General features: G+C 64.3%; 21 protein-coding genes. 13 read left to right on the forward strand and 8 right to left on the reverse strand.

Annotated features, from left to right (window positions below; genetic code table 11):
• Positions 1 to 57: 57 nt before the first annotated feature.
• The 4 genes from ACR9YP_RS08345 to ACR9YP_RS08360 all read left to right on the forward strand — a co-directional run bounded on the left by ACR9YP_RS08345 (position 58) and on the right by ACR9YP_RS08360 (position 5,135).
• Complete coding sequence (locus ACR9YP_RS08345) at positions 58 to 1,440, forward strand: tetratricopeptide repeat protein (protein ID WP_474219364.1); 1,383 nt, start codon at positions 58 to 60, stop codon at positions 1,438 to 1,440.
• Between the two features lie 336 nt (positions 1,441 to 1,776).
• Positions 1,777 to 3,687: a propionyl-CoA synthetase gene (locus tag ACR9YP_RS08350; protein WP_474219366.1), complete on the forward strand. Its 1,911-nt coding sequence runs from the start codon at positions 1,777 to 1,779 to the stop codon at positions 3,685 to 3,687.
• Positions 3,688 to 3,928: 241 nt separating this feature from the next.
• Complete coding sequence (locus ACR9YP_RS08355) at positions 3,929 to 4,198, forward strand: hypothetical protein (RefSeq protein WP_130213412.1); 270 nt, start codon at positions 3,929 to 3,931, stop codon at positions 4,196 to 4,198.
• A gap of 190 nt (positions 4,199 to 4,388) precedes the next feature.
• On the forward strand, positions 4,389 to 5,135 hold the full coding sequence (locus ACR9YP_RS08360) for an OmpW/AlkL family protein (protein ID WP_438103248.1): 747 nt from the start codon (positions 4,389 to 4,391) through the stop codon (positions 5,133 to 5,135).
• Between the two features lie 143 nt (positions 5,136 to 5,278).
• Here ACR9YP_RS08360 and ACR9YP_RS08365 read toward each other — a convergent pair whose 3' ends face one another.
• Together ACR9YP_RS08365 and ACR9YP_RS08370 are read right to left on the reverse strand one after the other, a co-directional pair.
• Entirely contained in the window at positions 5,279 to 5,461 is a 183-nt protein-coding gene (locus ACR9YP_RS08365) for a hypothetical protein (RefSeq protein WP_091895111.1), read from the reverse strand.
• 140 nt (positions 5,462 to 5,601) lie between these two features.
• Positions 5,602 to 6,297 (reverse strand): DUF1013 domain-containing protein, encoded by a 696-nt coding sequence (locus tag ACR9YP_RS08370; protein WP_164935139.1) that lies wholly within the window; start codon positions 6,295 to 6,297, stop codon positions 5,602 to 5,604.
• 264 nt (positions 6,298 to 6,561) lie between these two features.
• On the opposite strand from ACR9YP_RS08370, the gene ispH reads away from it, so the two are divergent.
• The 3 genes from ispH to rnhA are packed head-to-tail and all read left to right on the forward strand — an operon-like array spanning position 6,562 to position 8,981.
• Positions 6,562 to 7,530 carry a 4-hydroxy-3-methylbut-2-enyl diphosphate reductase gene (gene ispH / locus ACR9YP_RS08375; RefSeq protein ID WP_091895109.1) on the forward strand — a complete coding sequence of 323 codons (969 nt, stop codon included), beginning with the start codon at positions 6,562 to 6,564 and terminating at the stop codon, positions 7,528 to 7,530.
• A gap of 6 nt (positions 7,531 to 7,536) precedes the next feature.
• Positions 7,537 to 8,520 (forward strand): homoserine kinase, encoded by a 984-nt coding sequence (locus ACR9YP_RS08380; protein WP_438103245.1) that lies wholly within the window; start codon positions 7,537 to 7,539, stop codon positions 8,518 to 8,520.
• Positions 8,517 to 8,981, forward strand: a complete 465-nt coding sequence (gene rnhA / locus ACR9YP_RS08385; protein WP_091895107.1) for a ribonuclease HI — start codon at positions 8,517 to 8,519, stop codon at positions 8,979 to 8,981. Before ACR9YP_RS08380 ends, rnhA begins: the two co-directional genes overlap by 4 nt.
• 169 nt (positions 8,982 to 9,150) lie before the next feature.
• On the opposite strand, the gene ACR9YP_RS08390 is transcribed toward rnhA, so the two are convergent.
• From ACR9YP_RS08390 to ACR9YP_RS08415, 6 genes are all read right to left on the reverse strand, one after another.
• Positions 9,151 to 9,636, reverse strand: coding sequence for a peroxiredoxin (locus ACR9YP_RS08390; protein ID WP_091895200.1), 486 nt, complete (start codon positions 9,634 to 9,636; stop codon positions 9,151 to 9,153).
• Between the two features lie 108 nt (positions 9,637 to 9,744).
• Positions 9,745 to 10,299, reverse strand: a complete 555-nt coding sequence (locus ACR9YP_RS08395) for a DUF924 family protein (RefSeq protein WP_438103242.1) — start codon at positions 10,297 to 10,299, stop codon at positions 9,745 to 9,747.
• Between the two features lie 15 nt (positions 10,300 to 10,314).
• A complete protein-coding gene (locus tag ACR9YP_RS08400) occupies positions 10,315 to 12,000 on the reverse strand; it encodes a long-chain-fatty-acid--CoA ligase (RefSeq protein WP_474219369.1) in 1,686 nt (561 codons plus the stop codon).
• A gap of 189 nt (positions 12,001 to 12,189) precedes the next feature.
• Complete coding sequence (locus ACR9YP_RS08405) at positions 12,190 to 13,683, reverse strand: D-alanyl-D-alanine carboxypeptidase family protein (RefSeq protein WP_474219370.1); 1,494 nt, start codon at positions 13,681 to 13,683, stop codon at positions 12,190 to 12,192.
• Positions 13,684 to 13,872: 189 nt separating this feature from the next.
• Positions 13,873 to 15,669 carry a glucan ABC transporter ATP-binding protein/ permease gene (locus ACR9YP_RS08410; RefSeq protein ID WP_438103236.1) on the reverse strand — a complete coding sequence of 599 codons (1,797 nt, stop codon included), beginning with the start codon at positions 15,667 to 15,669 and terminating at the stop codon, positions 13,873 to 13,875.
• An 83-nt stretch (positions 15,670 to 15,752) separates the two neighbouring features.
• Positions 15,753 to 16,802: an ABC transporter substrate-binding protein gene (locus ACR9YP_RS08415; RefSeq protein WP_438103234.1), complete on the reverse strand. Its 1,050-nt coding sequence runs from the start codon at positions 16,800 to 16,802 to the stop codon at positions 15,753 to 15,755.
• Positions 16,803 to 17,026: 224 nt separating this feature from the next.
• On the opposite strand from ACR9YP_RS08415, the gene ACR9YP_RS08420 reads away from it, so the two are divergent.
• The 6 genes from ACR9YP_RS08420 (at position 17,027) to ACR9YP_RS08445 (ending at position 21,882) form a co-directional block, all read left to right on the forward strand.
• Positions 17,027 to 17,395, forward strand: coding sequence for a hypothetical protein (locus tag ACR9YP_RS08420; protein ID WP_128931160.1), 369 nt, complete (start codon positions 17,027 to 17,029; stop codon positions 17,393 to 17,395).
• 117 nt (positions 17,396 to 17,512) lie between these two features.
• On the forward strand, positions 17,513 to 17,917 hold the full coding sequence (gene hisE, locus ACR9YP_RS08425; protein WP_091895100.1) for a phosphoribosyl-ATP diphosphatase: 405 nt from the start codon (positions 17,513 to 17,515) through the stop codon (positions 17,915 to 17,917).
• A gap of 45 nt (positions 17,918 to 17,962) precedes the next feature.
• Positions 17,963 to 18,565, forward strand: a complete 603-nt coding sequence (locus ACR9YP_RS08430; protein WP_438103229.1) for a YqaA family protein — start codon at positions 17,963 to 17,965, stop codon at positions 18,563 to 18,565.
• A 78-nt stretch (positions 18,566 to 18,643) separates the two neighbouring features.
• A complete protein-coding gene (locus ACR9YP_RS08435) occupies positions 18,644 to 19,180 on the forward strand; it encodes a hypothetical protein (protein ID WP_438103228.1) in 537 nt (178 codons plus the stop codon).
• A 35-nt stretch (positions 19,181 to 19,215) separates the two neighbouring features.
• The gene (locus tag ACR9YP_RS08440; protein WP_370989221.1) at positions 19,216 to 20,616 is read left to right on the forward strand and encodes an aspartate ammonia-lyase; all 1,401 of its coding nucleotides are present in this window, start codon (positions 19,216 to 19,218) and stop codon (positions 20,614 to 20,616) included.
• A 297-nt stretch (positions 20,617 to 20,913) separates the two neighbouring features.
• Positions 20,914 to 21,882, forward strand: a complete 969-nt coding sequence (locus ACR9YP_RS08445; protein ID WP_091895091.1) for an NAD(P)H-dependent flavin oxidoreductase — start codon at positions 20,914 to 20,916, stop codon at positions 21,880 to 21,882.
• The last annotated feature ends 29 nt before the right edge of the window (positions 21,883 to 21,911 follow it).

The following is a 21,911-nucleotide window of genomic DNA, read 5'->3' on the forward strand; positions in this document are numbered from 1 at the left end:
CCCATCCCTTGCCAGCCGCGACAACGGTGAGAACCCGACGTCACGGAGCCCTATGCCATGTGCGGCACGCCTTTTTCCGCGCAAATGCCCTCGTTTGCCAAAATCTCGCTGCGCGCGTTCTTCCTCGGCGCGGCAATGAGCCTTGCCCTCGTCGCTCCAGCCGCCGCCGAAACCGATTGCGTGCTAGGCAGCAAGGCTGCTCCTGCGGACCTGATCTCCGCGTGCAGCGCCATCATCGACCAGAGCGCAAATCCGGCGTCTGAACGCTCCATGGCGCTCGTCGCTCGCGCCGAAGCCAATGCGCGAACCTCCGGAGGCCAGTCGCAGGCGCTGCGCGATCTGGACCGCGCCATCGCGCTCGACGGCAAGAACGCAAAGGCCTGGCGCGTGCGCGGCAACCTCTTGCGCGAGGCCGGCGGCGACCTCAATCGGGCCGCGGCGGATCTGACCAAGGCGATCGAGCTCGATTCGCAGGGTCCGGAGGCTTACGAGCTGCGCGGCGTCGTCTACACTAACCAGCATCGTTTCGACCGCGCCATTGCAGACTACGATCAGGCCATCAAGCTGAAGGTGGATTTCGCCCAGGCCTGGTCCGACCGCGGCGCGACCTTCTATCTGCGCGGCGACTACGACAAGGCCGTCGCTGACCTCAGCGAGGCGCTGCGCCTCGATCCGAGCCGGGCGCGCAGTTACACCAACCGCGGCGCCGCCTACAAGAAGCTCGGCGAGCTCGACAAGGCGATCGCAGACGACAGTGAGGCGATCCGGCTCGATCCAAAGGTGCCGGAGTATTTCGACAACCGCGGTCTCACCTATGCCGCGATGAAGGAGTACGACAAGGCGATCGCCGATTACGATCAGGCGATCCGTCTCGAGCAGCGGGTGAACTTCCTGACCAACCGCGGCGACTCCTACCAGTTCAAGGGCGAGCTCGGTGCTGCGCTGTCGGACTACAACGACGCGCTGAAACTCGATCCGAATTTTGCCAAGACCTATAACAACCGCGCCGTGCTCTACAAGAAGATGGGCGAGCGCAAGAAGGCGCTGGCCGACTACGAGGCGGCGTTGCGGCTCGATCCCGCCAATGAGAACGCGCTCAACGGCCGCCGCGCGATGATCGCCGAGATCGCAAAATTCGGCGGCGAGCCGCGCAGTGTGCTGAACGCCGCCCCCAGCGAACCGTCGTTCGACTGCGCCTCCGCCAAGCGCGAGGTCGAGAAGGTGATCTGCGCCGATCCGCAGCTCGGCGTGCTCGACCGCCAGATCGCCGAGGCCTACGAGCGGGTGCTGAAATCCGCGAGCAAGCGCTCGGCGGATGGCCTGCGCAAGTCCCAGCGCGATTTCCTCGTCACGCGCGATGCGAGCTTCCGTCGCCCGGGCTATGATCTGAAAAAGGTCATGCAGGAGAGATTGCAGAAGCTGAATGCGATGGAGGGGTAGTCGGGTTCTCGCCTCTCCCCGCCTGCGGGGAGAGGCCGGAATGCGCGCTGAAAGCGCGGATTCCGGGTGAGGGGGACTCTCCGCGAACTCATTTCGTCTTTGCGGATGCAGCCCCTCACCCCAACCCTCTCCCCGTAAGAACGGGGAGAGGGGGCGCACCGCCCGCGCGGCCGGCAGCGTGCCTCCTCCAAAAGGCCCATCCTTTTCGGCTTGAACCGCGGCCCGTTCCCGGGAAAATAGCCTCAAACAAGGCCGGTACTTGATCCTGGTCATGGCGGGGCGCTCGTCCTGCCACAAGGGTCAGGGCCAGGCCAGAAAGGGAACGGGAGCGCGGGAATGAACATCCAGGGCAAGAGTCTCTATCACGAGGTCCATGCGCGCTCGCTGGCGGACCCTGAGGGCTTCTGGGCCGAGGCGGCCAAGGAGATCGACTGGATCGAGCCGCCGAAGGCCATCTTCGATTCCACGCAAGGAACCTACGGCCGCTGGTTCGCCGGCGGCGTGGTCAACACCTGCTACAATGCGCTCGACCGTCATGTCGAACGCGGCCGCGCCGACCAGGTCGCGCTGATCCATGATTCGCCGCTGACGGCCAGCGTCACCAAATTCACCTACGCCGAGCTCTTGAGCGAGGTGCAGGCGCTTGCCGCGATCATGCGGGATTTTGGTGTCGCCAAGGGCGAACGCGTCATCCTCTATATGCCGATGGTGCCGGAGGCGGTGGTCGCAATGCTCGCCTGCGCGCGCATCGGCGCGGTGCATTCCGTGGTGTTCGGCGGCTTTGCCGCCAAGGAGCTCGCCACCCGCATCGACGACGCCCAGCCGAAACTCATTCTCTCCGCGAGCTGCGGCATCGAGCCCGGCCGCATCGTGCAGTATAAGCCGCTGCTCGACGAGGCGATCAAGCTCGCGAGCACGAAGCCGAAGGCCTGCATCGTGCTGCAACGTCCGCAGCACACCTGCGACCTCACGCCCGGCCGTGACTATGATTGGGCGAGCCTGCGCCGCAAGGCGATGAACGACGGCAAGAAAGCTCCTTGTGTGCCGGTCGCGGCCACCGATCCGCTGTACATCCTCTATACGTCAGGCACCACAGGCATCCCCAAGGGCGTGGTGCGCGACAATGGCGGGCACCTCGTCGCGGTGAATTGGTCGATGTTCAATCTCTATGGGGTCAAGCCGGGCGAGGTCTGGTGGTGCGGCTCGGACATCGGCTGGGTGGTCGGCCACAGCTACATCGTTTACGGTCCGCTGATCCATGGCGCGACCACGATCATGTATGAGGGCAAGCCGGTCGGCACGCCCGATGCCGGCGCGTTCTGGCGCGTCATCAGCGAGCACAAGGCGGTCGCCTTCTTCACGGCACCGACCGCGTTCCGCGCGATCCGCAAGGAGGATCCCGAAGGAAAATTCATCCGGCAATATGACCTTTCGAAATTCCGCACGCTGTTCCTCGCCGGCGAGCGCGCCGATCCGCCGACGGTGGAATGGGCGGAGCAGCAGCTGAAAGTGCCGGTGATCGACCATTGGTGGCAGACCGAGACCGGCTGGTGCATCGCCGGCAATCCGGTCGGCCTCGGCATGCTGCCGGTGAAGCACGGCTCGCCGACGGTGCCGATGCCAGGCTACCAGGTCGATGTCGTCGATGAAGCGGCAAAGCCAGTGGGCCCCAACACCATGGGCTCGATCGTCATCAAGCTGCCGATGCCGCCGGGCTGCCTGCCGACGCTGTGGAATCAGGACGAGCGCTTCAAGGAATCTTACTTGAGCGAATTTCCCGGCTATTACAAAACCTCGGACGCCGGCTACAAGGACGAGGACGGCTATGTCTTCGTCATGGGCCGCACCGACGACATCATCAACGTCGCCGGTCATCGCCTCTCTACCGGCGGCATGGAGGAGATCCTGGCCTCGCATCCGGATGTGGCCGAATGCGCGGTGCTCGGCGTCAAGGACGCGATCAAGGGCGAGGTGCCCTGCGGCTTCCTGGTGCTGAAAGCGGGCGTGACGCGTGCGCCCGCCGAGATCGAGAAGGAGATCATCGCGCTGGTGCGCGACAAGCTCGGCCCGGTCGCCGCCTTCAAGCTCGCGGTCACCGTCGGCCGCCTGCCCAAGACGCGCTCCGGAAAGATCCTGCGCGGCACCATCAAGAAGATCGCGGACGGCGAGGCCTGGACCATGCCGGCGACGATCGAGGACCCCAAGGTGCTCGACGAGATCGGCGCGGCGCTGAAGGGGAGGGTGTGAGAGAGATTTGCGCCGGTCGTTCTGCCTGTGAGGCGCAATGCCGCCCTCTCCACCTTCCGCTGTCATCGCCCGCGCAGGCGGGCGATCCAGTACTCCGCGGCGGCAGTTGTGTGACCCAATGACCGCCGCGGCGTAGTGGATTCCCCGCCTCCGCGGGGAATGACAGCGAGAGGGACGGTATCCAAGGACTTACATTCTCCGCATTCCGCGCTAAACAGTGCCGGCCAATAGGGGACCTCGTATGCCACTCGCCGCCACGTCGCGTCTGCTTGCAGCCGTCACTCTCGCCATCGCTCTCTCCGCCTGCTCTGCGCGTTACCAGACGCCGGTGGCGGTGGGCGGCGACGACGACGACGCGGTCTGTCAGAGCCGCGGCTATGCGCAGGGCTCGCCGGAATACGTCGCCTGCCGCAAGGACCGCGACGTCCAGCGCAATGCGGCCACCGCGCGCGCCGACCGCCGTCAGCGCGATCTCGGCGAATACATGCTGAACCATCCGGAACGGCCGTGAACGCTGGCGCGGAATTATCATGCCGCGCCGTTTGCCTCACTCACGTTTCCCGTGACACATCTGCCACGCCGCGACCAAATCGCAGGCGGCCTGTCCTGATTTGATCGGCGTCAAATCCTTCATCATCTCCTTTCTGCTCTGACGCTCATATCGCGCAACGACGCGCGAGAGATGCTGAAGGGGAATGAAGATGGACGGAACGATAAGAAACTTGGCACGGCTCGCAGCGATTGGCGCGATGCTCGCGGCGACTTCTGCCTCAGTGCAGGCCGCCGATCTGCCGGTGTACAAGAAGGCGCCGCCACAGGTGGAAAGCTTCAATCCCTGGATGGTGCGCCTGCGCGTGCTTGGCGTGTTGCCGGATGCCGGCGGCAGCACTGTCAACGTTGCGGGCGTGCCGTCGCTGTCGTCGCCGAATTCGGGCCTCTCGATCAGCGACCAGGTCGTGCCCGAGCTCGATATCAGCTATTTCTTCACCAGGAACATCGCGGCCGAGCTGATCCTCGGCGTGACCAGGCATTCGATCAGCGGCACCGGCTCGCTCGCGAACCTGCCGATCGGCAAGACCACCCTGCTGCCGCCGACGCTGACGCTGCAATATCACTTCGACAATTTCGGCGCGTTCAAGCCGTATATCGGCGCCGGTGTGAACTACACCGTGTTCTTCAACAATTCGGCCGCCAACACGCCGGCCGCGATCGTCGGGCCGCCCGCGATCGTCGCCACCACCACGAGCCTGCACGTCAGCAATGCCTGGGGTGGGGCCGTGCAGTTCGGCTTCGACTACATGCTCGACCGGCACTGGGGTCTCAACGTCGACGTGAAGAAGCTCTGGCTGCGGCCGGACTACTCGGCGACCGTCTCTGGCCTGCCCGTCACCGGCACTGCGCATATCGACCCGTGGCTGGTTGGCGCGGGCGTCACCTACAAGTTCTGACGGCGTTTCGCGGCGCCGGGTCGGGCCCCGGCGCCGCGGTGTAGTTTCCGTTTGATTGTTATGGGATCGCCATCGCCGGGTCCTGACATTGACGGTGCGGTTGGCGTTGTCACACCAGCGAATGCGATAACGGTGGAAAGCGGCTATCCCGCGTGCGCCGTCCGCGGATGCCGCTCATGCAGCAGCTTCGCCAAATCGTCGCGATCGCCAGGGCGGTCCGTCAGGGCAATCTCGAACAGGGCTTCCTGGATATCCCGGGGCATGTCGCCCCACGCTGCCAGGACAGCGCGCCCCAGCATCAACGCAAAATGGTTCTCGTCCCGCATCGCTGATCCTCCGCGCTGGAAACAATGCGACGTCAGCTGCATCGTTCCGGGAGCGGTGTCGCGAAAGTTCCCGCCCGCAAACAAAAACGCGGCGGAGCGATCCGCCGCGTTCGAACCGGATGCGGTGCAGGGAAGGAAGCCTACTCCTCCTCGTCCTCCTGCTTCTTGCCGCCGAGCGTCTTCAGCTTGGCGAATACGGCGTCGACATTGAGGTCGTCGCTGGACTTCTCCGCGGGCTCGTACTCGTCCTTCTTGGTGGTCTCGGAGGCCGGCAGCAGAGTGGCGCCGCCATAGGCTGCGTCGATCGGCTTTTCCTTGGCGGCGCGCTGCACCTCGAAATCGAGCTCGATCTGCGAGCAGAGGCCGAGGGTGACGGGGTCGATCGGGGTCAGGGACGATGTGTTCCAATGGGTGCGGTCGCGCACGCTCGCGATCGTGCTCTTGGTGGTGCCGACCAGGCGCATGATCTGGGCGTCCTTCAGCTCCGGATGGTTGCGCAGCAGCCAGAGGATGGCGCTCGGGCGCTCGTGGCGGCGCGAGACCGGGGTGTAGCGCGGGCCCTTGCGCTTGGGCTGGGGCGGCAGCACCACCTTGCTCTCCTGGAGACGAAGCCGGTAGTCCGGGTTCTTCTCGCCTTTCTCAATCTCCTCGCGGGTCAACTGACCGTTGGAGAGGGGATCCATACCCTTAATGCCCTGGGCAGCGTCGCCGTCGGCGATCGCGCGCACTTCGAGGGGATGCATTTTGGTGAAATCGGCGACCTGGTCGAAGGTCAGCGCGGTGTTGTCGAGCAGCCAGACGGCGGTCGCCTTGGGCATCAGAGGTGCGTTGCTCATGGCAAATCTCCTTTGTGCTTCGCCCACCCCTCTGGAGGCGAAACCGGTGGTCATCAGCGATGACAGGGAATTCGCGCTATATAAGCCCGGAGGGGGTAGCCACGCAATGGTTCTGCTATAGATAGTGCCTTGACAGCGCCCGAAAGGGGGCCCAATTCCTTTTAAAGTCGCTGTAAGGTCCAAGCAGCTGTTTTAAGCCCAATTCCATCCATCGACCGCCCCCGCCAGAAGGCGAAACGGGTGATTCGGTCCCGAGATCGCTCAATGTCAGCCAAACCAGACCTCAAGATCGTGCTTTGTTCTCCCCGCGGCTTCTGCGCCGGGGTGGTCCGGGCGATCGACACCGTGGAACGGGCGCTCGATAAATACGGCGCCCCCGTCTATGTTCGCCATGAGATTGTGCACAACAAGTACGTCGTCGATGGGTTGAAGAAGAAGGGCGCCATCTTCGTCGAGGAGCTCGCCGAAATACCTGACAACACCACCGCGCCGGTGGTGTTCTCGGCCCATGGCGTGCCGAAGTCGGTCCCGGCCGATGCCCAGTCGCGCAATTTGTTCTCGCTGGATGCGACCTGCCCGCTTGTGACCAAGGTGCATCGCGAGGCCGCGATCCACTTCAAGCGCGGCCGCGAGATATTCCTGATCGGCCATTCGCATCATCCCGAAGTGGTCGGCACCCTCGGCCAGCTTCCGGTCGGCGCCGTGACCCTGATCGAGACCGCCGAGGACGCCAAGACCATTACGCCGAAGGACCCTGACAACCTCGCCTTCGTGACCCAGACCACATTGTCGATCGACGACACCGCGGAGATCGTGGCGCTGCTCAAGGAGCGCTTCCCGAACATCAACGGGCCGCACAAGGAAGACATCTGCTACGCCACCACCAACCGCCAACTCGCGGTGAAGAAGGTGGCGCCGGTGGTGGACGCCCTGATCGTGGTCGGCGCGCCGAATTCGTCGAACTCGCAGCGCCTGCGCGAGGTCGCCGAGCGCGAGGGCTGCAGAATCGCGGTGCTGGCGCAGCGCGCCACCGACCTCGATTGGGACAAGTTCGGCAACATCACGAGCCTCGGCATCACCGCGGGCGCGTCGGCGCCGGAGGTGATCGTCGAGGAGATCATGGACGCGTTCGCCGAGCGCTACACGCTGCATGTGGAGACGGTCTCGGCTGCGGAAGAGAACGAGTTCTTCCCGCTGCCGCGCTCGGTGCGCCCCGAAGCCGCCGCAGAGTAAATCTGCATGGCGGTCTACACCGACGTTGCCGCCGACGAGCTTGCGGATTTCCTGAAGCAATATGACCTCGGCGAATTGCTCTCCTACAAGGGCATCGCCGAGGGCGTCGAAAACTCCAACTTCCTGCTGCATACGACGACCGGATCGTTCATCCTCACGCTCTATGAGAAACGCGTGGCGAAGAACGACCTGCCCTACTTCCTCGCGCTGATGACGCATCTCGCCGAGCACGGCATCAACTGCCCGTTGCCGGTGAAGGCGAGGGACGGCGAGGCGCTGCGCGAGCTGTCGGGCCGGCCGGCCGCGATCATCACCTTTCTCGAAGGCGTGTGGCCGCGCAAGCCGAACGTGGTCCATTGCGCCGGCGTTGGCGAGGCGCTGGCGAAGATGCATCTGGCTGGCGTCAACTTCGCGATCAAGCGCGCCAATACGCTCTCGGTCGCTGGCTGGCGGCCGCTGTTCGATGCAGCTTCAAACCGTGCCGACGAGGTGCAGCCGGGCCTGCGCGCCTTTCTCGCCGCCGAGCTCGATCATCTCTCGAGCGGGGTCTGGCCGACCGACCTGCCGGAGGGCGTGATCCACGCCGACCTCTTCAACGACAACGTCTTTTTTCTCGGCGACCGGCTCTCGGGGATCATCGACTTCACCTTCGCCTGCAACGACATGCTGGCCTATGACATCGCGATTTGCCTCAACGCCTGGTGCTTCGAGCCGGATCATTCCTTCAACGTCACCAAGGCGCGCGCCTTCCTCAATGCCTATGGCCGGGTGCGAAAGCTTTCCGACGCCGAGGAGGCGGCGCTGCCGCTGCTCGCGCGCGGTGCTGCGATCCGTTTCCTGCTGACGCGGCTGGTCGACTGGCTCAACGTGCCGCCGGGCGCGCTGGTGAAGCCGAAGGATCCGCTGGAATATGTCCGCAAGCTGCGCTTCCATCAGAGCGTGACGAGCGTTCGCGACTATGGGCTGATGCCCTCAGGACTGGTGGCGTGAGCGAGCTTCCCAATGTCACGATCTATACCGACGGCGCCTGCTCGGGAAATCCCGGGCCGGGCGGCTGGGGCGCGATCCTGAAGTTCGGCGACAAGGAGAAGGAGCTGAACGGCGGCGAGCGCCACACCACCAACAACCAGATGGAGTTGATGGCGGCGATCTCCGCGCTCGAAGCGCTGAAGAAGCCGTGCACGGTCGATCTCTACACCGACAGCCAATATGTCCGTCAGGGCATCACGGGGTGGATTTTCGGTTGGAAGCGCAACGGCTGGCGCACCGCCGACAAGAAGCCGGTGAAGAATGTCGAGCTATGGCAGCGTCTCGATGCCGCGCTGAAGCAGCACGAGGTCCGCTGGCACTGGGTCAAGGGCCACGCCGGCCATCCCGAAAACGAGCGCGCCGATCAGCTGGCGCGAGACGGGATCGCGATGGCGCGGTTGCAGCAGAGGGTGAGGGAGTAGGGGCGCCGTCATCTCGGGCGTCGCCAAGCTCTCCGGCGTCATCGCCCGGCTTGACCGGGCGATCCAGTATCCAGAGACGGCTGTGATTGAGCCGAGAGGCCTCGGCGTACTGGATCGCCCGCCTTCGCGGGCGATGACAGTTGCGCAAGTGGCGCGAGGATGTCGTGCCCTACAGCTGCCCCAGCAGCGTATCGCCGCCGGAGACCTCGACCTTGCCGGGCATCGCCTCGAGGTTCAGCTTCTTGACCACGCCGTCCTCGACCAGCATCGAATAGCGCTTGGAGCGGATGCCGAGGCCGTTGGCGGAGGCGTCCAGCTCCATGCCGATCGCCTTGGTGAAATCGGCATTGCCGTCGGCGAGGAAGATGGCCTCGTCGCGCTGGTCGGTGTCGCGCTTCCAGGCGTTCATGACGAAGGCGTCGTTGACGGAGACGATGGCGATGGTGTCGACGCCCTTGTCCTTCATGGCGTAGGCGTTGAGGAAGATGCTCGGCAGATGCATCTTGTGGCAGGTGCCGGTATAGGCGCCGGGCACCGCGAACAGCGCCACCTTCTTGCCCTTGAAGATATCGTCGGTGGTCTTCACCTGCGGACCTTCCGCCGTCATCACGCGGAATTTCGCCTCGGGCAGCTTGTCGCCAGTCTGGATCGCCATCATCAGTCTCCCTGAATATCGGTCCCGCTTTTTAGACCGTAGCGCCGGCCTGCACAATATTGCCGGCGGCGGAAGCGGCGAAGGCAGCAGCTGTTCACCGTGATGTCATCAGCCCGTAAAACCGCCGCCGTCGAGGAAGACCTGCTCTTCCTCAGTTGTGTCACGGCCGAGCAGGCGATTGCGGTGGGGAAAGCGGCCGAACCGTCGGATGATGTCGGCGTGCTCGCGAGCGTATTTCAGGTTCACGGCATTGTCGGTGTTTTGAAACAGCGCAACGCAATGCAGCTGGTCAGCCAGGTGCTCGGAATGCATGAAGGGCAGATAGAGGAATTCGAGCAGGATGGGATCGACCCTGCGATCTATGCCCCTTTCGATGGCGCGGCGGGCAACATCGCGCGCCTGCGCGTCGCTGGCAAAAGCCTCCGGCGTGTCGCGGAACATGTTGCGGGGAAACTGATCGAGCACGATGACGAGCGCGAGCGCGCCGTCGTCGCTCGTCTCCCATGATGCAAGCTCGCCGGCGGCCGCCTTCTGCCACAGGGCGAGAAAGCGGCGCCTGACCTCTGCGTCGAAAGCGTCGTTGCGCTTGTACCAGCGCTCGCGGCCGGCCTCGCGCCAGAAGGCGAGAATGTCCGATGGCGTGATGTCGCCGGCTTCCAGCATGAATGGAAAGCGGCCTTATGCCGCCGCCGCCTTCTTCTCATCGCGAAGCTGCCGGCGCAGGATCTTGCCGACATTGGTCTTCGGCAGGTCGTTGCGGAATTCGATGTGCTTGGGCACCTTGTAGCCGGTGAGCTGCTCCTGGCAGAACTTGATCACGGCTTCCGCCGTGAGGTTCGGGTCCTTCTTGACGATGAAGGCCTTCACCGCCTCGCCCGACTTGGAATCGGGGATGCCGATCACCGCGCATTCGAGCACGCCCGGATGGCTCGCGATCACTTCCTCGATCTCGTTGGGATAGACGTTGAAGCCGGAGACCAGGATCATGTCCTTCTTGCGGTCGACGATCTTGGTGTAGCCCTTCTCGTCCATCACGCCGATGTCGCCGGTGCGGAAATATCCGTCAGCGGTCATCACCTTCGCGGTCTCCTCCGGCCTGTTCCAGTAGCCGGACATGACCTGCGGGCCCTTGGCGCAGATCTCGCCCGCCTGGCCGAGCGGGAGTTCGTTGCCGTCGTCGTCGCGGATCGAGATCCAGGTCGAAGGCACGGGGATGCCGATCGTACCCGTGAACTCCGTTGCCGTCGCGGGATTGCAGGTCAGCGTCGGCGAGGTCTCCGACAGGCCGTAACCTTCGGCGATGAAGCAGCCGGTGATCGCTTTCCATTGATCGGCCACGGCGCGCTGAACCGCCATGCCGCCGCCGTTCGAGATCTTCAGCTTGGAGAAGTCGAGCTTCTTGAAGTCGGGATGATGCATCAGGCCGTTGTAGAGCGTGTTCACGGCGGGGAAGCTGTTGACCTGGTATTTCGCCAGCTCCTTGACGAAGCCGGCGATGTCGCGCGGATTGGGGATCAAGAGATTGCAGCCGCCGGCGCGCACCGCGAGCAGGTAGCAGGCCGTCAGTGCGAAGATGTGATAGAGCGGCAGCGCACAGACGATCATGAGCTGATCGACATGCGGCGGTGCGGCGAGCGCCGGCTGGAGCCAGGCGTCGTTCTGCAAGACGTTAGCGACGATGTTGCGGTGGAGCAGCGTGGCGCCCTTGGAGACGCCGGTGGTGCCGCCGGTATATTGCAGGAAGGCGACGTCGCCCGGCGAGAGCTTTGGCTTGTTGAAGGTCATGCCGCGGCCGGCGGAGAGCGCGTCGTTGAAGGACACCGCGCCAGGCAGCGACCAGGCCGGTACCATCTTCTTGACGCGGCGGACGACGAGATTGACGATCACGCCCTTGAAGCCGAGCAGGTCGCCCATGCTGGCGACGATGACGTGCTTCACCGGCGTCTTCGCGATCACCTGCTCGACCGTGTGGGCGAAATTCTCCAGCACGATGATGGCCTCGGCGCCGGAATCCTTGAGCTGATGCTCGAGCTCGCGCGGGGTATAGAGCGGATTGACGTTGACCACCGCGAAACCGGCGCGCAGCACGGCAGCGGTCGCGACCGGATATTGCAGCACGTTCGGCATCATGATGGCGACACGAGCGCCGCGCTGCAGCCCACGGCCCTGCAAATAGGCGGCGAGCGCGACCGACATCTGATCGAGGTCGCGATAGCTGATCGACTTGTCCATGCAAATGAACGCCTTGCGGTCGGCGAACTTGGTGAAGCTCTCCTCCAAAAGGTCGACCAGCGAGGCGTATTGCGTCGGCTCGATATCGGCGGGCACGCCGGGCGGATATTGCTTGAGCCAGATGCGCTCCATGGAAACTCCCCTCATCTAACTGAGCCCGTTGTGTCTCGGGCTTGCCTCATTGCCGCCAGTATCGAGCCTGCCGGAACGGGTGGCAAGCCGTCGAGGCTTAGGGCAAAGGTCCGGGAGTAGCTACTGGAATCATCACAGACCGCGCTGCCGCAGGTGCGAAGTGCGGGCGCGGTCCAGCCTAAGGGGCCGTTAACTGTTGTTGGCCGGCTTGGTGGCGGCGGGCTTGGTCGCGGCCTTGGGCTTGGCGGGCTTGGGAGCCTGATCGCCGGTTGCCGCCGGTTTCTCGGCGGGTTTTGCCGCCGCATCGTGCTTGGCCGCGGCATGCTTGGTCCCGGCCGGCTTGGCTGCGGTCTTGGTATCGCTCTTGGTGTCGGTCTTGGCGTCAGGCTTGGCAGCCGGCTTCGCCGCCGCCGTCTTGGATTCCTTGCCCGCGTCCTTAGTCCCGTCCTTCGGCTTGTCGGCGGCGTCAGGCTTCTTGGCGACGCGCGACTTCTTGCCACGCGGCTTTGCCACCGTCTGTTGGTCGGCATCGGCCGCGACCGCTGCGATCAGGGCCGTGCCGGTGCGGGTCGGGCCGGTATAGACCAGCACGGCCTCGGCAGCGGCCGGAGCAGAGGCCATCAGCTCGGAAGCCTTCATCATGGGCGGCTGCAGACCGGCCGTGAAGAAGGTGACCTGGGCTTCGCCGCCGGTGGCCGAGGCCGATCCGGTCGGGCTGCCATTGGCCGCGATCAGCGCATCGTCGTCGTCGCTGGCCGGCCGCTTGCGGTTGGGCCCGCACATCTCGTCGCGCAAATTCGGCGGCGAGGCGTCGACCGGCACGAGATTATCGACGGTGCCGAGCGAAGGTCGCAGCCATGTCAGATTGTCCTGGCCGAAGCCGCGCTCGAGCAGCTGCGCCGCCTTCACCGCGCGCGCAGTGCCGGAATTGGCGCCCAGCACCACGGCGATCAGCCGGCGACCGTTGCGCGTGGCCGATGCCACGAGATTGTAGCCGGAGGCGCAGATGAAGCCGGTCTTGAAGCCGTCGGCGCCGGGATAGCGGCCGATCAGCTTGTTGAAATTGCCGGTGATGCGCTTGCCGAAGCGGATCGCCGGGATGTGCACGAAGTACTCGTACTCCGGCAGGTCGCGCAGGAACGCGCGCGCCAGGATTCCGAGATCACGCGCGGACGTGATCTGGCCGTCGGCGGGCAGGCCGTTCGGATTGACGTAGCTCGTCTGCGTCATGCCGAGCTTCTTCGCGGTGTCGTTCATCATCGCGGAGAAGCCATCGATCGAGCCGCCGACGCCTTCGGCAAGCACCACGGCCATGTCGTTCGCCGACTTGACCATCATCATCTTCAGCGCGTTGTCGACGGTGAGCTGCGTTCCCGGGCGGAAGCCCATCTTCGATGGCGATTGCGAGGCTGCCGTCGGCGACACCGTGAGCAGCGTGTCGAGCGTGAGCCTGCCGTCCTTGACCGCCTTCAGCGTCACATAGGCGGTCATGATCTTGGTGACGGAGGCGGGGTACCAGGGAATGGTCGCGTTATCGGCCTGCAACACCTTGCCGCTGTCGGCTTCGATCAGCAGCAGCGCTTCGGCGCGCGCTGCGCCCGGCGCGAGCAATGCGGCGCATGCGAGGCCCGCAGCGAACAGGTTGAACAGCGATTTGCGAAGCAGCGGGCGAAGGGCGTGCACTATCCGATTCCGGTCCTTGGAGACCCGCCGATTCCCTGCGGTTCTCGTGATCTGATGGTCGGTTTTGAAATCCAGCGCCGCCGCTTGCGGCGTCGCAAACCTATACCGGCTGATGCGTCGAGAATAGGGGGACCGGTGCGGTATTCCGCAATGAAATAGGCCGAATTTCGACGGGCCTATGGGGACTTGCTACTGGGATTTGACCGGAGTCGCGGCAGTCTCGGCCGCCGTCACGCTGGCCCGCGCGTTTTCCTGGACCATGAACTGGGCCCTGGCGAGCTCGGCGAAATGGCCGCCTTTGGCCACGAGTTCATCGAAAGTTCCGCTTTCGGTCACCCGGCCGTTCTCGAACACCAGGATCCGCGTGGCGTTGCGGATGGTGGAGAGGCGGTGGGCGATCACGAACGTGGTCCTGCCCTTCATCACTTCGTCGAGAGCGGCATTCACCTTGGCCTCGGTGACGGCGTCGAGCGCGCTGGTCGCCTCGTCCAGGATCAGGATCGGCGGATCCTTCAACAGCGCGCGGGCGATCGACAGCCGCTGCCGCTCGCCGCCGGAGAGCATGCGGCCGCGTTCGCCGGCGTTGGTCTCGAAGCCGCCGCTGCGCTCGATGAACTCGAGCGCCTGCGCGCGCGCGGCCGCCTTGCGCATCTCGTCCTCGGTCGCATCCGGCTTGCCGACCTGCAGATTCTCCGCGATCGAGCGGTTGAACAGCAGCGCCTCCTGGAACACCACGCCGATGTTCCGCCGCAGCGACGTCAGCGTGATCCCGCGCACGTCCATGCCGTCAATCTTGATGAAGCCGGATTGCGGGTCGAAGGCGCGGTGCAAGAGCGCGATCGCGGTCGACTTGCCGGCGCCGGTCGGACCGACCAGCGCGATGGTCTGGCCGGGCAGCGCCGTGAACGAGAGGTCCTCGACCGCAGGGCGCTTGCCGTCATAGGAGAAGGTGACGTCGTGGAACTCGACGAGGCCGGACAATCTGCCGGCATCGATCGCGTCGGGCCTGTCGTGCACCGCGGGCACGGCGTCGAGCACGCCAAAGAACTCGCGCAGACGCGGCGCTTCCATGAACACGTTGTTGATGAAGCTCACGACCTGCTCGAGCTTCTGGATCAGCAGCGTCGCAAAGCTCACGAACATCACGATCTCGCCGACCGAGGTGAGCCCCTGGTCGTGCAGCGCGATGCCGAGCGTGAAGATCGCGAGCACGGTGATGGTTGTGGAGGCGCGCGTGATGACGGTGACGAGCGCCCACCACGACAGCACCGGCATCTGCGCGGCCAGCAGCTCGTCGGCGACGGAGCGTAGCCCTTTGACCTCGGATTCGACGCGGACGAAGCTCTGCACCAGCGCGACGTTGCCGAGCGCATCGGAGGCGCGCGCAGAGAGCTCGCTGTAGTGCTCCTCGACCTCCATCTGCATACCGAAGGTCTTGCGCACCACGAAGGTCGTCAGCGCGGTGAAGACGATGCAGAGCACGAACAGCAGGATCGCGAGCCGCCAGTTCAGGTAGAGCGACAGCGGCATCAGCACCACGACCGAGAGGATCGCGGCAAAATGCTCGCGGAAGAAGCCGAGCCATAGCCGCCACAGCGCGTCGGTGCCGTTGAGCATCACCTTCATCAGCCGGCCCGAATGGGTGCCGGAGTGGAAGGTCAGCGGCAGTTGCAGGATGTGCTCGAAATAATCGGTCAGCACCGCCTGGCGCTGGCGGTGCGAGAGCCGATCGGCCTGCAAAGCCACGAGCGCGCTGCATGCGATGGTGAACAGCCCGAAGGCGACCCAGGCGGCCAGGAATGGCCAGGCCGAGTTCGAGCCGGCTACGGTCTTGCCCGAGAGCACGTCGACGATCCGGCCGAACAGCACGGGCTCGGCGAATTGCGAGCCTGCCAGCAGCAGATTGGCGACCGCGAGCAGCCAGCCCAGCCGCGCCTCCTTGCCGAGCAGCTCGAGAACACGGGTGTAGAGACGGAGGATGGACATGCGGGCAAGGAACTCGGCGACGACGGAGCCCGTATTCTAAGCAGGGATCGTACGCGAGATACAGCGGAAGCTTTCGGTTTTGCTCAGTTGATCAGCCGCCCCGCCAGCGGCGGCAGGAATTGGTCGTCGAAGATCTCGGTCGCTGTCGGTCGTTTGCGGAATTTGAAGTCCTGCGCGACCTGGCCGATCGAGCGCTCGAGGCGCGCCGGGTCGACGCCGCCGAGGCCGTTGCGCCTGACCTCGTCGGTCAGGATGTTGTCGGCGAGAGCGGTGCGCAGGCGCTCCAGCTCCAGGTTGCGGTCGCCGTCCTCGATGCGGCTCGCGGCCTCCTCCGCCGCGCGCCCCGGCTCCATGACGGTCGCGTTGATGCCCGCGATCAAGGCGCGGACGAAGCCCTTGACGCCGTCCGGCTTTGCTGCGGCGAAGGCGGGATTGACCACCACGGCAAAGCCGTAGGCTTCGCAGCCGTAATCCGCATAGCGCAGCACGACGAGATCGGCTTCGGGCACGCCGCGGTCACGCAGGTTCACCGCCGACAGATAGCTGAAGCCGGCGACCGCATCGACCTGGCCCGCGGAGAGGATCGGCTCGCGCACCGCCGCGCTGATCTTGTGAAATTTGACGTGCGATGCATTGATGCCGTTCTGCTGCGCCAGTGCGGGCCACAGCCGCATCGACAGGTCGCTGTCGGCAACGCCGACGGTTTTGCCGTCGAGATCGGACAGAAGGTGGATGCCGCGGCTCCTGCGCGCGACGATCGCGTAGGGTGCGCGGTTGAACAGCACGAACACCGCCTTGACCGGCGCTGCCTGCTCCTTGTCGCGAAAGCGGATCAACTCGTTGATGTCGACCAGAGCGAGCTCGCTGTCGCCCTTGGCGACACGCGCGAGCGCTTCCGACGATCCGGCTGCGGTGTTGAAGGACACGCTGAGATGCTCGGCGCCGAACCTGCCGTCCTTTGCGGCCAGGAAGAACGGCGCCATGCTCGCATCCAATGGCCGGTCGAAGGTGAAGTGAATCGCAACGGATGGGGCGGCGGTCTCGGCCATGCTGACATCGCGTGCAATCAGTGTCGCAAGCGAGATCACGAGAGCCAGCAGGCAACGAAGGGCGATCGTCTTGAATTCCGACATCGGGTGCGCCGGTCCCGCATTGTTATGGTTTCGTGACGCTCGCAGCGCCGGCTGGCAGTCAGTCTGTCCGCGCCAACATGAACGGCGGATGAGCGGAGGTTGCGTCACGATTACGCAACCCCGTTCAGCTTGTGTTGGGGTTGGGGAACCCAACATGGGATGCGGGTGTTTGACAGACACGAGCCTGTCTATAGGCACCATTCGAGGTCCCAAGGAGGGTCCACATGTTTGACAGTTTTTCGAAATTTGCCGGCCGCAAGGCCGTTCTTGCCACCGCCGCGGTGCTGGCACTGACCGCAATTGCCCCGACCGCGTCATACGCCGGCGGCCGCCACTGGCATGGCGGTGGAGGCGGCGCGGCCGCAGCTGCGGCTTTCGCAGCCATCGGCACGGGTCTCGCCATCGCCGCAAGCCGGGACGCCTACGCCTATGACTACGGTCCGGGCTACGGCTATTACGGCGGACCTGCCTATTACAGCGGTCCTGCTTACGGGCCCTATTATGGTCCGGGCCCCAACTACCAATATCAGCGCTACGGCGGTACGGCTCCGTCCGAATACTGCGGCCAGGGCTATTACACCAACTGCTACTAGCTCCGGCTACCAAAGGTTGACTACAACGGGCCGTCGCGCTTGCCGCGCCGGCCTGTTTTTCGCTTTTATTGTCGCGCGTTAACGCGCTCGCCATGGGTTTAGAGTAGTTTGAGTACCATGAGTGATTCGCTTGAGCGGCTATATCTGGCTGTGCTCGCGGCCAGAGATCTTGATCCGGCAACATCGCGCACGGCCCGGCTGTTTCAGCGCGGGCCTTCCAAAATGGCGAAGAAACTGGCCGAAGAGGCCATCGAAGTCGTGATCGACGCGGTCAACGGCGATAGCGAGGCCGTGATCCGGGAGAGCGCCGACCTGCTCTACAATCTCACCGTGCTGTGGGCTTCGGCCGGGGTCCGTCCCGAGGACGTCTGGCGGGAGATGACGCGGCGTGAAGATATGCTCGGCATCGCCGAGAAGCTGCCGAAATCGCGGATGAAGCTGCCCAAGGTCGCGTCACCGCGAATTGCCTCAAGGCGGCCAATTGTCGCGCTCGAGGGCCGTGCCGCGCGCAAGCGCCACTAGAAACGTCATAATTCGCCTCAATCTCGGCATGGACAAATCCGTCCCATGGTGCTTCATCGCGGCGCCATGCTGAAACGTATCTACGACTGGTGCATCGACGCCGCCCACAAGCCCTACGCGCTCTGGATCATGGGAGCCGTGGCGTTCGCAGAAAGCTCGTTCTTTCCGGTCCCGCCGGACGTGATGCTGATCCCGATGTCGCTGGCGCGCCCGCAGCGCGCCTGGGTCTATGCTGCGATCTGCACCGTGACCTCGGTGGTCGGCGGCATGGTTGGCTACGCCATCGGAGCGCTGCTGTTCGACTCGGTCGGCCAATGGCTGATCCAGGTCTACGGCCTCGGCGACAAGGTCGATGCCTTCCGCGCCTCCTATACGGAATGGGGTGCGATCATCATCCTGCTCAAGGGGTTGACGCCGATCCCCTACAAGCTCGTCACCATCACCTCGGGCTTTGCCGGCTACAATATTCTTCTGTTCATCCTGTGCTCGATCGTTGCGCGCGGCGGACGCTTCTTCGTCGTCGCGATCCTGCTCAACCGCTATGGCGATTGGATCCGCGTCAGGATCGAGAAGCATCTCGGCCTCTGGGTAGCGATCGGCGCCGCCGTGCTGGTGCTCGGCTTCGTGGTGGCGATCAAGCTGATCTAGCGTTTGCGCGAGGACCATGCTCGCTCAATAACCTCGCGGCGCTTTGCCGTCGCGCCGGCATCGGCTACGCTTGCCGTCATGATGGTTCGATCCGGCAAACCGGCCATGCGGTTCGGGACGCTGATGTCAGCAGTGCTGCTCCTGGTTTTCGCCGGCGGGACGGCATGGCCGCAAGCTGCGCCGCCCGCGCTCGGCCTCCAGGAGCAGGGGACGCAGGCCGCGCGGCCGCCGTCGACACCCGCTCTTTCGGCGCCGCCGGCGCGCGAGGAAAATCCCGGGCTGATCAACGAAATGGGCAAGCTGTTCGACAAGTTGCCCTCGATCCTGCCGCCGATCAAAAGCCCGAGCGAGACCATGAACGATTTATCGCGGCTGGCGAAGCCGTCCACCATGGTCTCGGGGCGCGTGGCCTGTCCGGCCTCCGCGAACGGCGCGCCCGACTGCAAGCAGGCCGCCGACCAACTCTGCCAGAGCAAGGGCTATCGCGAAGGCAAGAGCCTGAACGCCGACTCAGCCGAGAAATGCTCGGCCAAGGTCCTGATACCGGGCCGGCAACGCAGGCCCGACGATTGCCGCACCGACACTTTCGTGACCAGCGCGCTTTGTCAGAACTGACGTGATGGCCCGCGCGCATGCAACAAGGAGCGCCCATGAGTCGTACGGAGCAGGACTTCCTCGGACAGCGTGAGATCGCCGACGACATCTATTACGGCGTCCAGACCATCCGCGGGAAGGAGAACTTCCACATCACCGGCATTCCGATGAGCCAGGAGCCTTACTTCGTGAAGGCGCTTGGTTACGTGAAGAAAGCGGCCGCCATGGCCAACCGCGAGCTCGGCGCGATCGACGCCAAGGTCGCGGACGCGATCATTCTGGGCTGTGACCGCGTGATTGCCGGTGACATGATGGACCAGTTCGTTACCGACTTCATTCAGGGCGGTGCTGGCACATCGACCAACATGAACGCCAACGAGGTGATCGCCAACCTCGCGCTGGAATCGCTCGGCTTTGCGAAGGGCGATTACCAGCAGGTCAGCCCCAACGATCACGTCAATTACGGCCAGTCCACCAACGACACCTATCCTACCGCCTTTCGCCTGGCGCTGATCCTGCGGCTCGAGAGCTACATGACGGCGCTGCGCCAGCTCCAGGAAGCTTTCTTCGCCAAGGGCCGCGAGTTCGATCGTGTGCTGAAGATGGGCCGCACGCATCTTCAGGACGCGGTGCCGATGTCGCTCGGCGCCGAATTCCGGGGATGGGGCACCACGATCGGCGAGGAGGTGGATCGCATTTCGGAGGCCCGTGCGCTGCTGCGCGAGATCAATCTCGGCGCCACAGCGATCGGCACCTCCGTGACCGCGGCCGTCGGCTATCCCAAGCTCGCGGTCCGGCATCTGAGCGCGCTGACCGGCGTCGAGTTCGTTCTCGCCGGCGATCTTGTCGAGGCGACCTCCGACACCGGTGCCTATGTGCAGCTCTCGGGCATCCTCAAGCGCACCGCCAGCAAGCTGACCAAGATCTGTAACGACATCCGCCTGCTTGCCTCCGGCCCGCGTGCCGGCTTCAACGAGATCAACTTGCCGCAGCTTCAGCCGGGCTCCTCGATCATGCCCGGCAAGGTCAATCCGGTCATCCCCGAGGTGGTCAACCAGACCAGCTTCCTCGTCATCGGTCTCGACACCACGGTGACGCTGGCCGCCAGCGCCGGCCAGCTCCAGCTCAACGTGATGGAGCCGGTGATCTCGTTCGCGCTGTTCTTCTCGATCCGCACCATGGAGCGCGCGGTCAACAGCCTGCGCGAGCATTGCGTCGTCGGCATCACCGCCAACGAGGAGCACACCCGCAACATGGTGCTGAACTCGCTCGGTATCGTCACGGTGCTGAAGCCGCTGCTCGGCTACAAGCAATGCGCCGAGATCGCGCGCGAGGGCTACAAGAGCGGCAAGTCGCTGCACCAGATCGTGGTGGTCGAGCGCCAGCTGCTGACGCAGGAGAAGTGGGACGAGATGTTCTCGTTCGAGCGGCTGATCAACCCGGATTTGATCGGGTGAAGTCATCGCGTCGACTTCCGGTGCGCATGGGAGATCGATGCTTTTTCTGCACGTCATTGCGAGGAGCCCTTGCGACGAAGCAATCCAGAATCCTTCCGCGGAGAGAGACTGGATTGCTTCGCTGCGCTCGCAATGACGAAGAAGACGGTTAGATTGTACGGGTAAGAATTCCGCGCGTTGGAAATTGCGGTAACGGCATCCGCCGCGGCGTCACAACGCAATACTTGACAGTGGAAAGATTGCCTTGTTGGTATGATCCCAGCCTTCGTTTGACCGCTAACAGAGGACCGTTCCGCAATGTCCATGCCTGCCTTGTTCAAAGGACGCCTGTCGATCCCCGTGATCGGTTCGCCGCTCTTCATCATCTCGGTGCCCGATCTCGTGATCGCGCAGTGCAAGGCGGGTGTGGTCGGCTCGTTTCCGGCGCTGAACGCGCGGCCGCCGGAATTGCTCGACGAATGGCTGGCGCGGATCACCGAGGAGCTCGCGGCCTATGACCGCGCGCATCCCGATAAGCCGTCGGCGCCGTTCGCGGTCAACCAGATCGTGCACAAGTCGAACAACCGGCTCGATCACGACATGCAGCTCTGCGCCAAGTACAAGGTGCCGATGATCATCTCCTCGCTCGGAGCGCGCGAGGAGCTGAACCAGGCCGTGCACGGCTGGGGCGGCATCGTCTTCCACGACGTGATCAACCAGAAATTCGCGCACAAGGCGATCGAGAAGGGCGCCGACGGCCTGATCCTGGTCGCAGCCGGCGCCGGCGGCCATGCCGGCACCATCTCGCCGCTCGCCTTCGTCGCCGAGACGCGAAAGTGGTTCGACGGCCCGATCGCGCTGTCGGGTGCGATCGGCAACGGCAAGGCGATCCGCGCCGCGCGCATTCTCGGCGCCGACTTCGCCTATATCGGCTCGGCCTTCATCGCGACCAAGGAGGCTAACGCGGTCGAGAAGTACAAAGAGATGATCGCCGGCTCGAGCGCCGACGACATCGTCTATTCCAACCTCTTCACCGGCGTGCACGGCAATTATCTGAAACCCTCGATCCTCGCCGCCGGCATGGATCCGGAAAACCTGCCGACCTCCGATCCCTCCAAGATGAACTTCGGCACCGACGCCTCCGGCGAGCGCGCCAAGCCGAAGGCTTGGAAGGAGATCTGGGGCTCGGGTCAGGGCATCGGCAGCGTCGAGGGCATCCTGCCCGCCGCCGACCTGATCGCGCGCTTCAAGAAGGAATACGACGAAGCGATCGATCCGCCGTTGTGATGGGCGGCTGTTGTGGCACGCCTAGTTCT

Source organism: Bradyrhizobium sp. BR14999, from assembly GCF_056106085.1.

Coding starts and splice junctions, on each gene's coding strand:
- ACR9YP_RS08435 (WP_438103228.1), top strand. CDS start 18,644: ATGATGGTTCGATCCGGCAAACCGGCCATGCGGTTCGGGACGCTGATG.
- ACR9YP_RS08355 (WP_130213412.1), top strand. CDS start 3,929: ATGCCACTCGCCGCCACGTCGCGTCTGCTTGCAGCCGTCACTCTCGCC.
- ACR9YP_RS08365 (WP_091895111.1), bottom strand. CDS start 5,461: ATGCGGGACGAGAACCATTTTGCGTTGATGCTGGGGCGCGCTGTCCTG.
- ispH (WP_091895109.1), top strand. CDS start 6,562: ATGTCAGCCAAACCAGACCTCAAGATCGTGCTTTGTTCTCCCCGCGGC.
- ACR9YP_RS08410 (WP_438103236.1), bottom strand. CDS start 15,669: ATGTCCATCCTCCGTCTCTACACCCGTGTTCTCGAGCTGCTCGGCAAG.
- ACR9YP_RS08370 (WP_164935139.1), bottom strand. CDS start 6,297: ATGAGCAACGCACCTCTGATGCCCAAGGCGACCGCCGTCTGGCTGCTC.
- ACR9YP_RS08420 (WP_128931160.1), top strand. CDS start 17,027: ATGTTTGACAGTTTTTCGAAATTTGCCGGCCGCAAGGCCGTTCTTGCC.
- ACR9YP_RS08415 (WP_438103234.1), bottom strand. CDS start 16,802: ATGTCGGAATTCAAGACGATCGCCCTTCGTTGCCTGCTGGCTCTCGTG.
- ACR9YP_RS08400 (WP_474219369.1), bottom strand. CDS start 12,000: ATGGAGCGCATCTGGCTCAAGCAATATCCGCCCGGCGTGCCCGCCGAT.
- ACR9YP_RS08440 (WP_370989221.1), top strand. CDS start 19,216: ATGAGTCGTACGGAGCAGGACTTCCTCGGACAGCGTGAGATCGCCGAC.
- ACR9YP_RS08445 (WP_091895091.1), top strand. CDS start 20,914: ATGTCCATGCCTGCCTTGTTCAAAGGACGCCTGTCGATCCCCGTGATC.
- ACR9YP_RS08380 (WP_438103245.1), top strand. CDS start 7,537: ATGGCGGTCTACACCGACGTTGCCGCCGACGAGCTTGCGGATTTCCTG.
- ACR9YP_RS08345 (WP_474219364.1), top strand. CDS start 58: ATGTGCGGCACGCCTTTTTCCGCGCAAATGCCCTCGTTTGCCAAAATC.
- ACR9YP_RS08350 (WP_474219366.1), top strand. CDS start 1,777: ATGAACATCCAGGGCAAGAGTCTCTATCACGAGGTCCATGCGCGCTCG.
- ACR9YP_RS08360 (WP_438103248.1), top strand. CDS start 4,389: ATGGACGGAACGATAAGAAACTTGGCACGGCTCGCAGCGATTGGCGCG.
- ACR9YP_RS08395 (WP_438103242.1), bottom strand. CDS start 10,299: ATGCTGGAAGCCGGCGACATCACGCCATCGGACATTCTCGCCTTCTGG.
- hisE (WP_091895100.1), top strand. CDS start 17,513: ATGAGTGATTCGCTTGAGCGGCTATATCTGGCTGTGCTCGCGGCCAGA.
- ACR9YP_RS08430 (WP_438103229.1), top strand. CDS start 17,963: ATGGTGCTTCATCGCGGCGCCATGCTGAAACGTATCTACGACTGGTGC.
- ACR9YP_RS08390 (WP_091895200.1), bottom strand. CDS start 9,636: ATGGCGATCCAGACTGGCGACAAGCTGCCCGAGGCGAAATTCCGCGTG.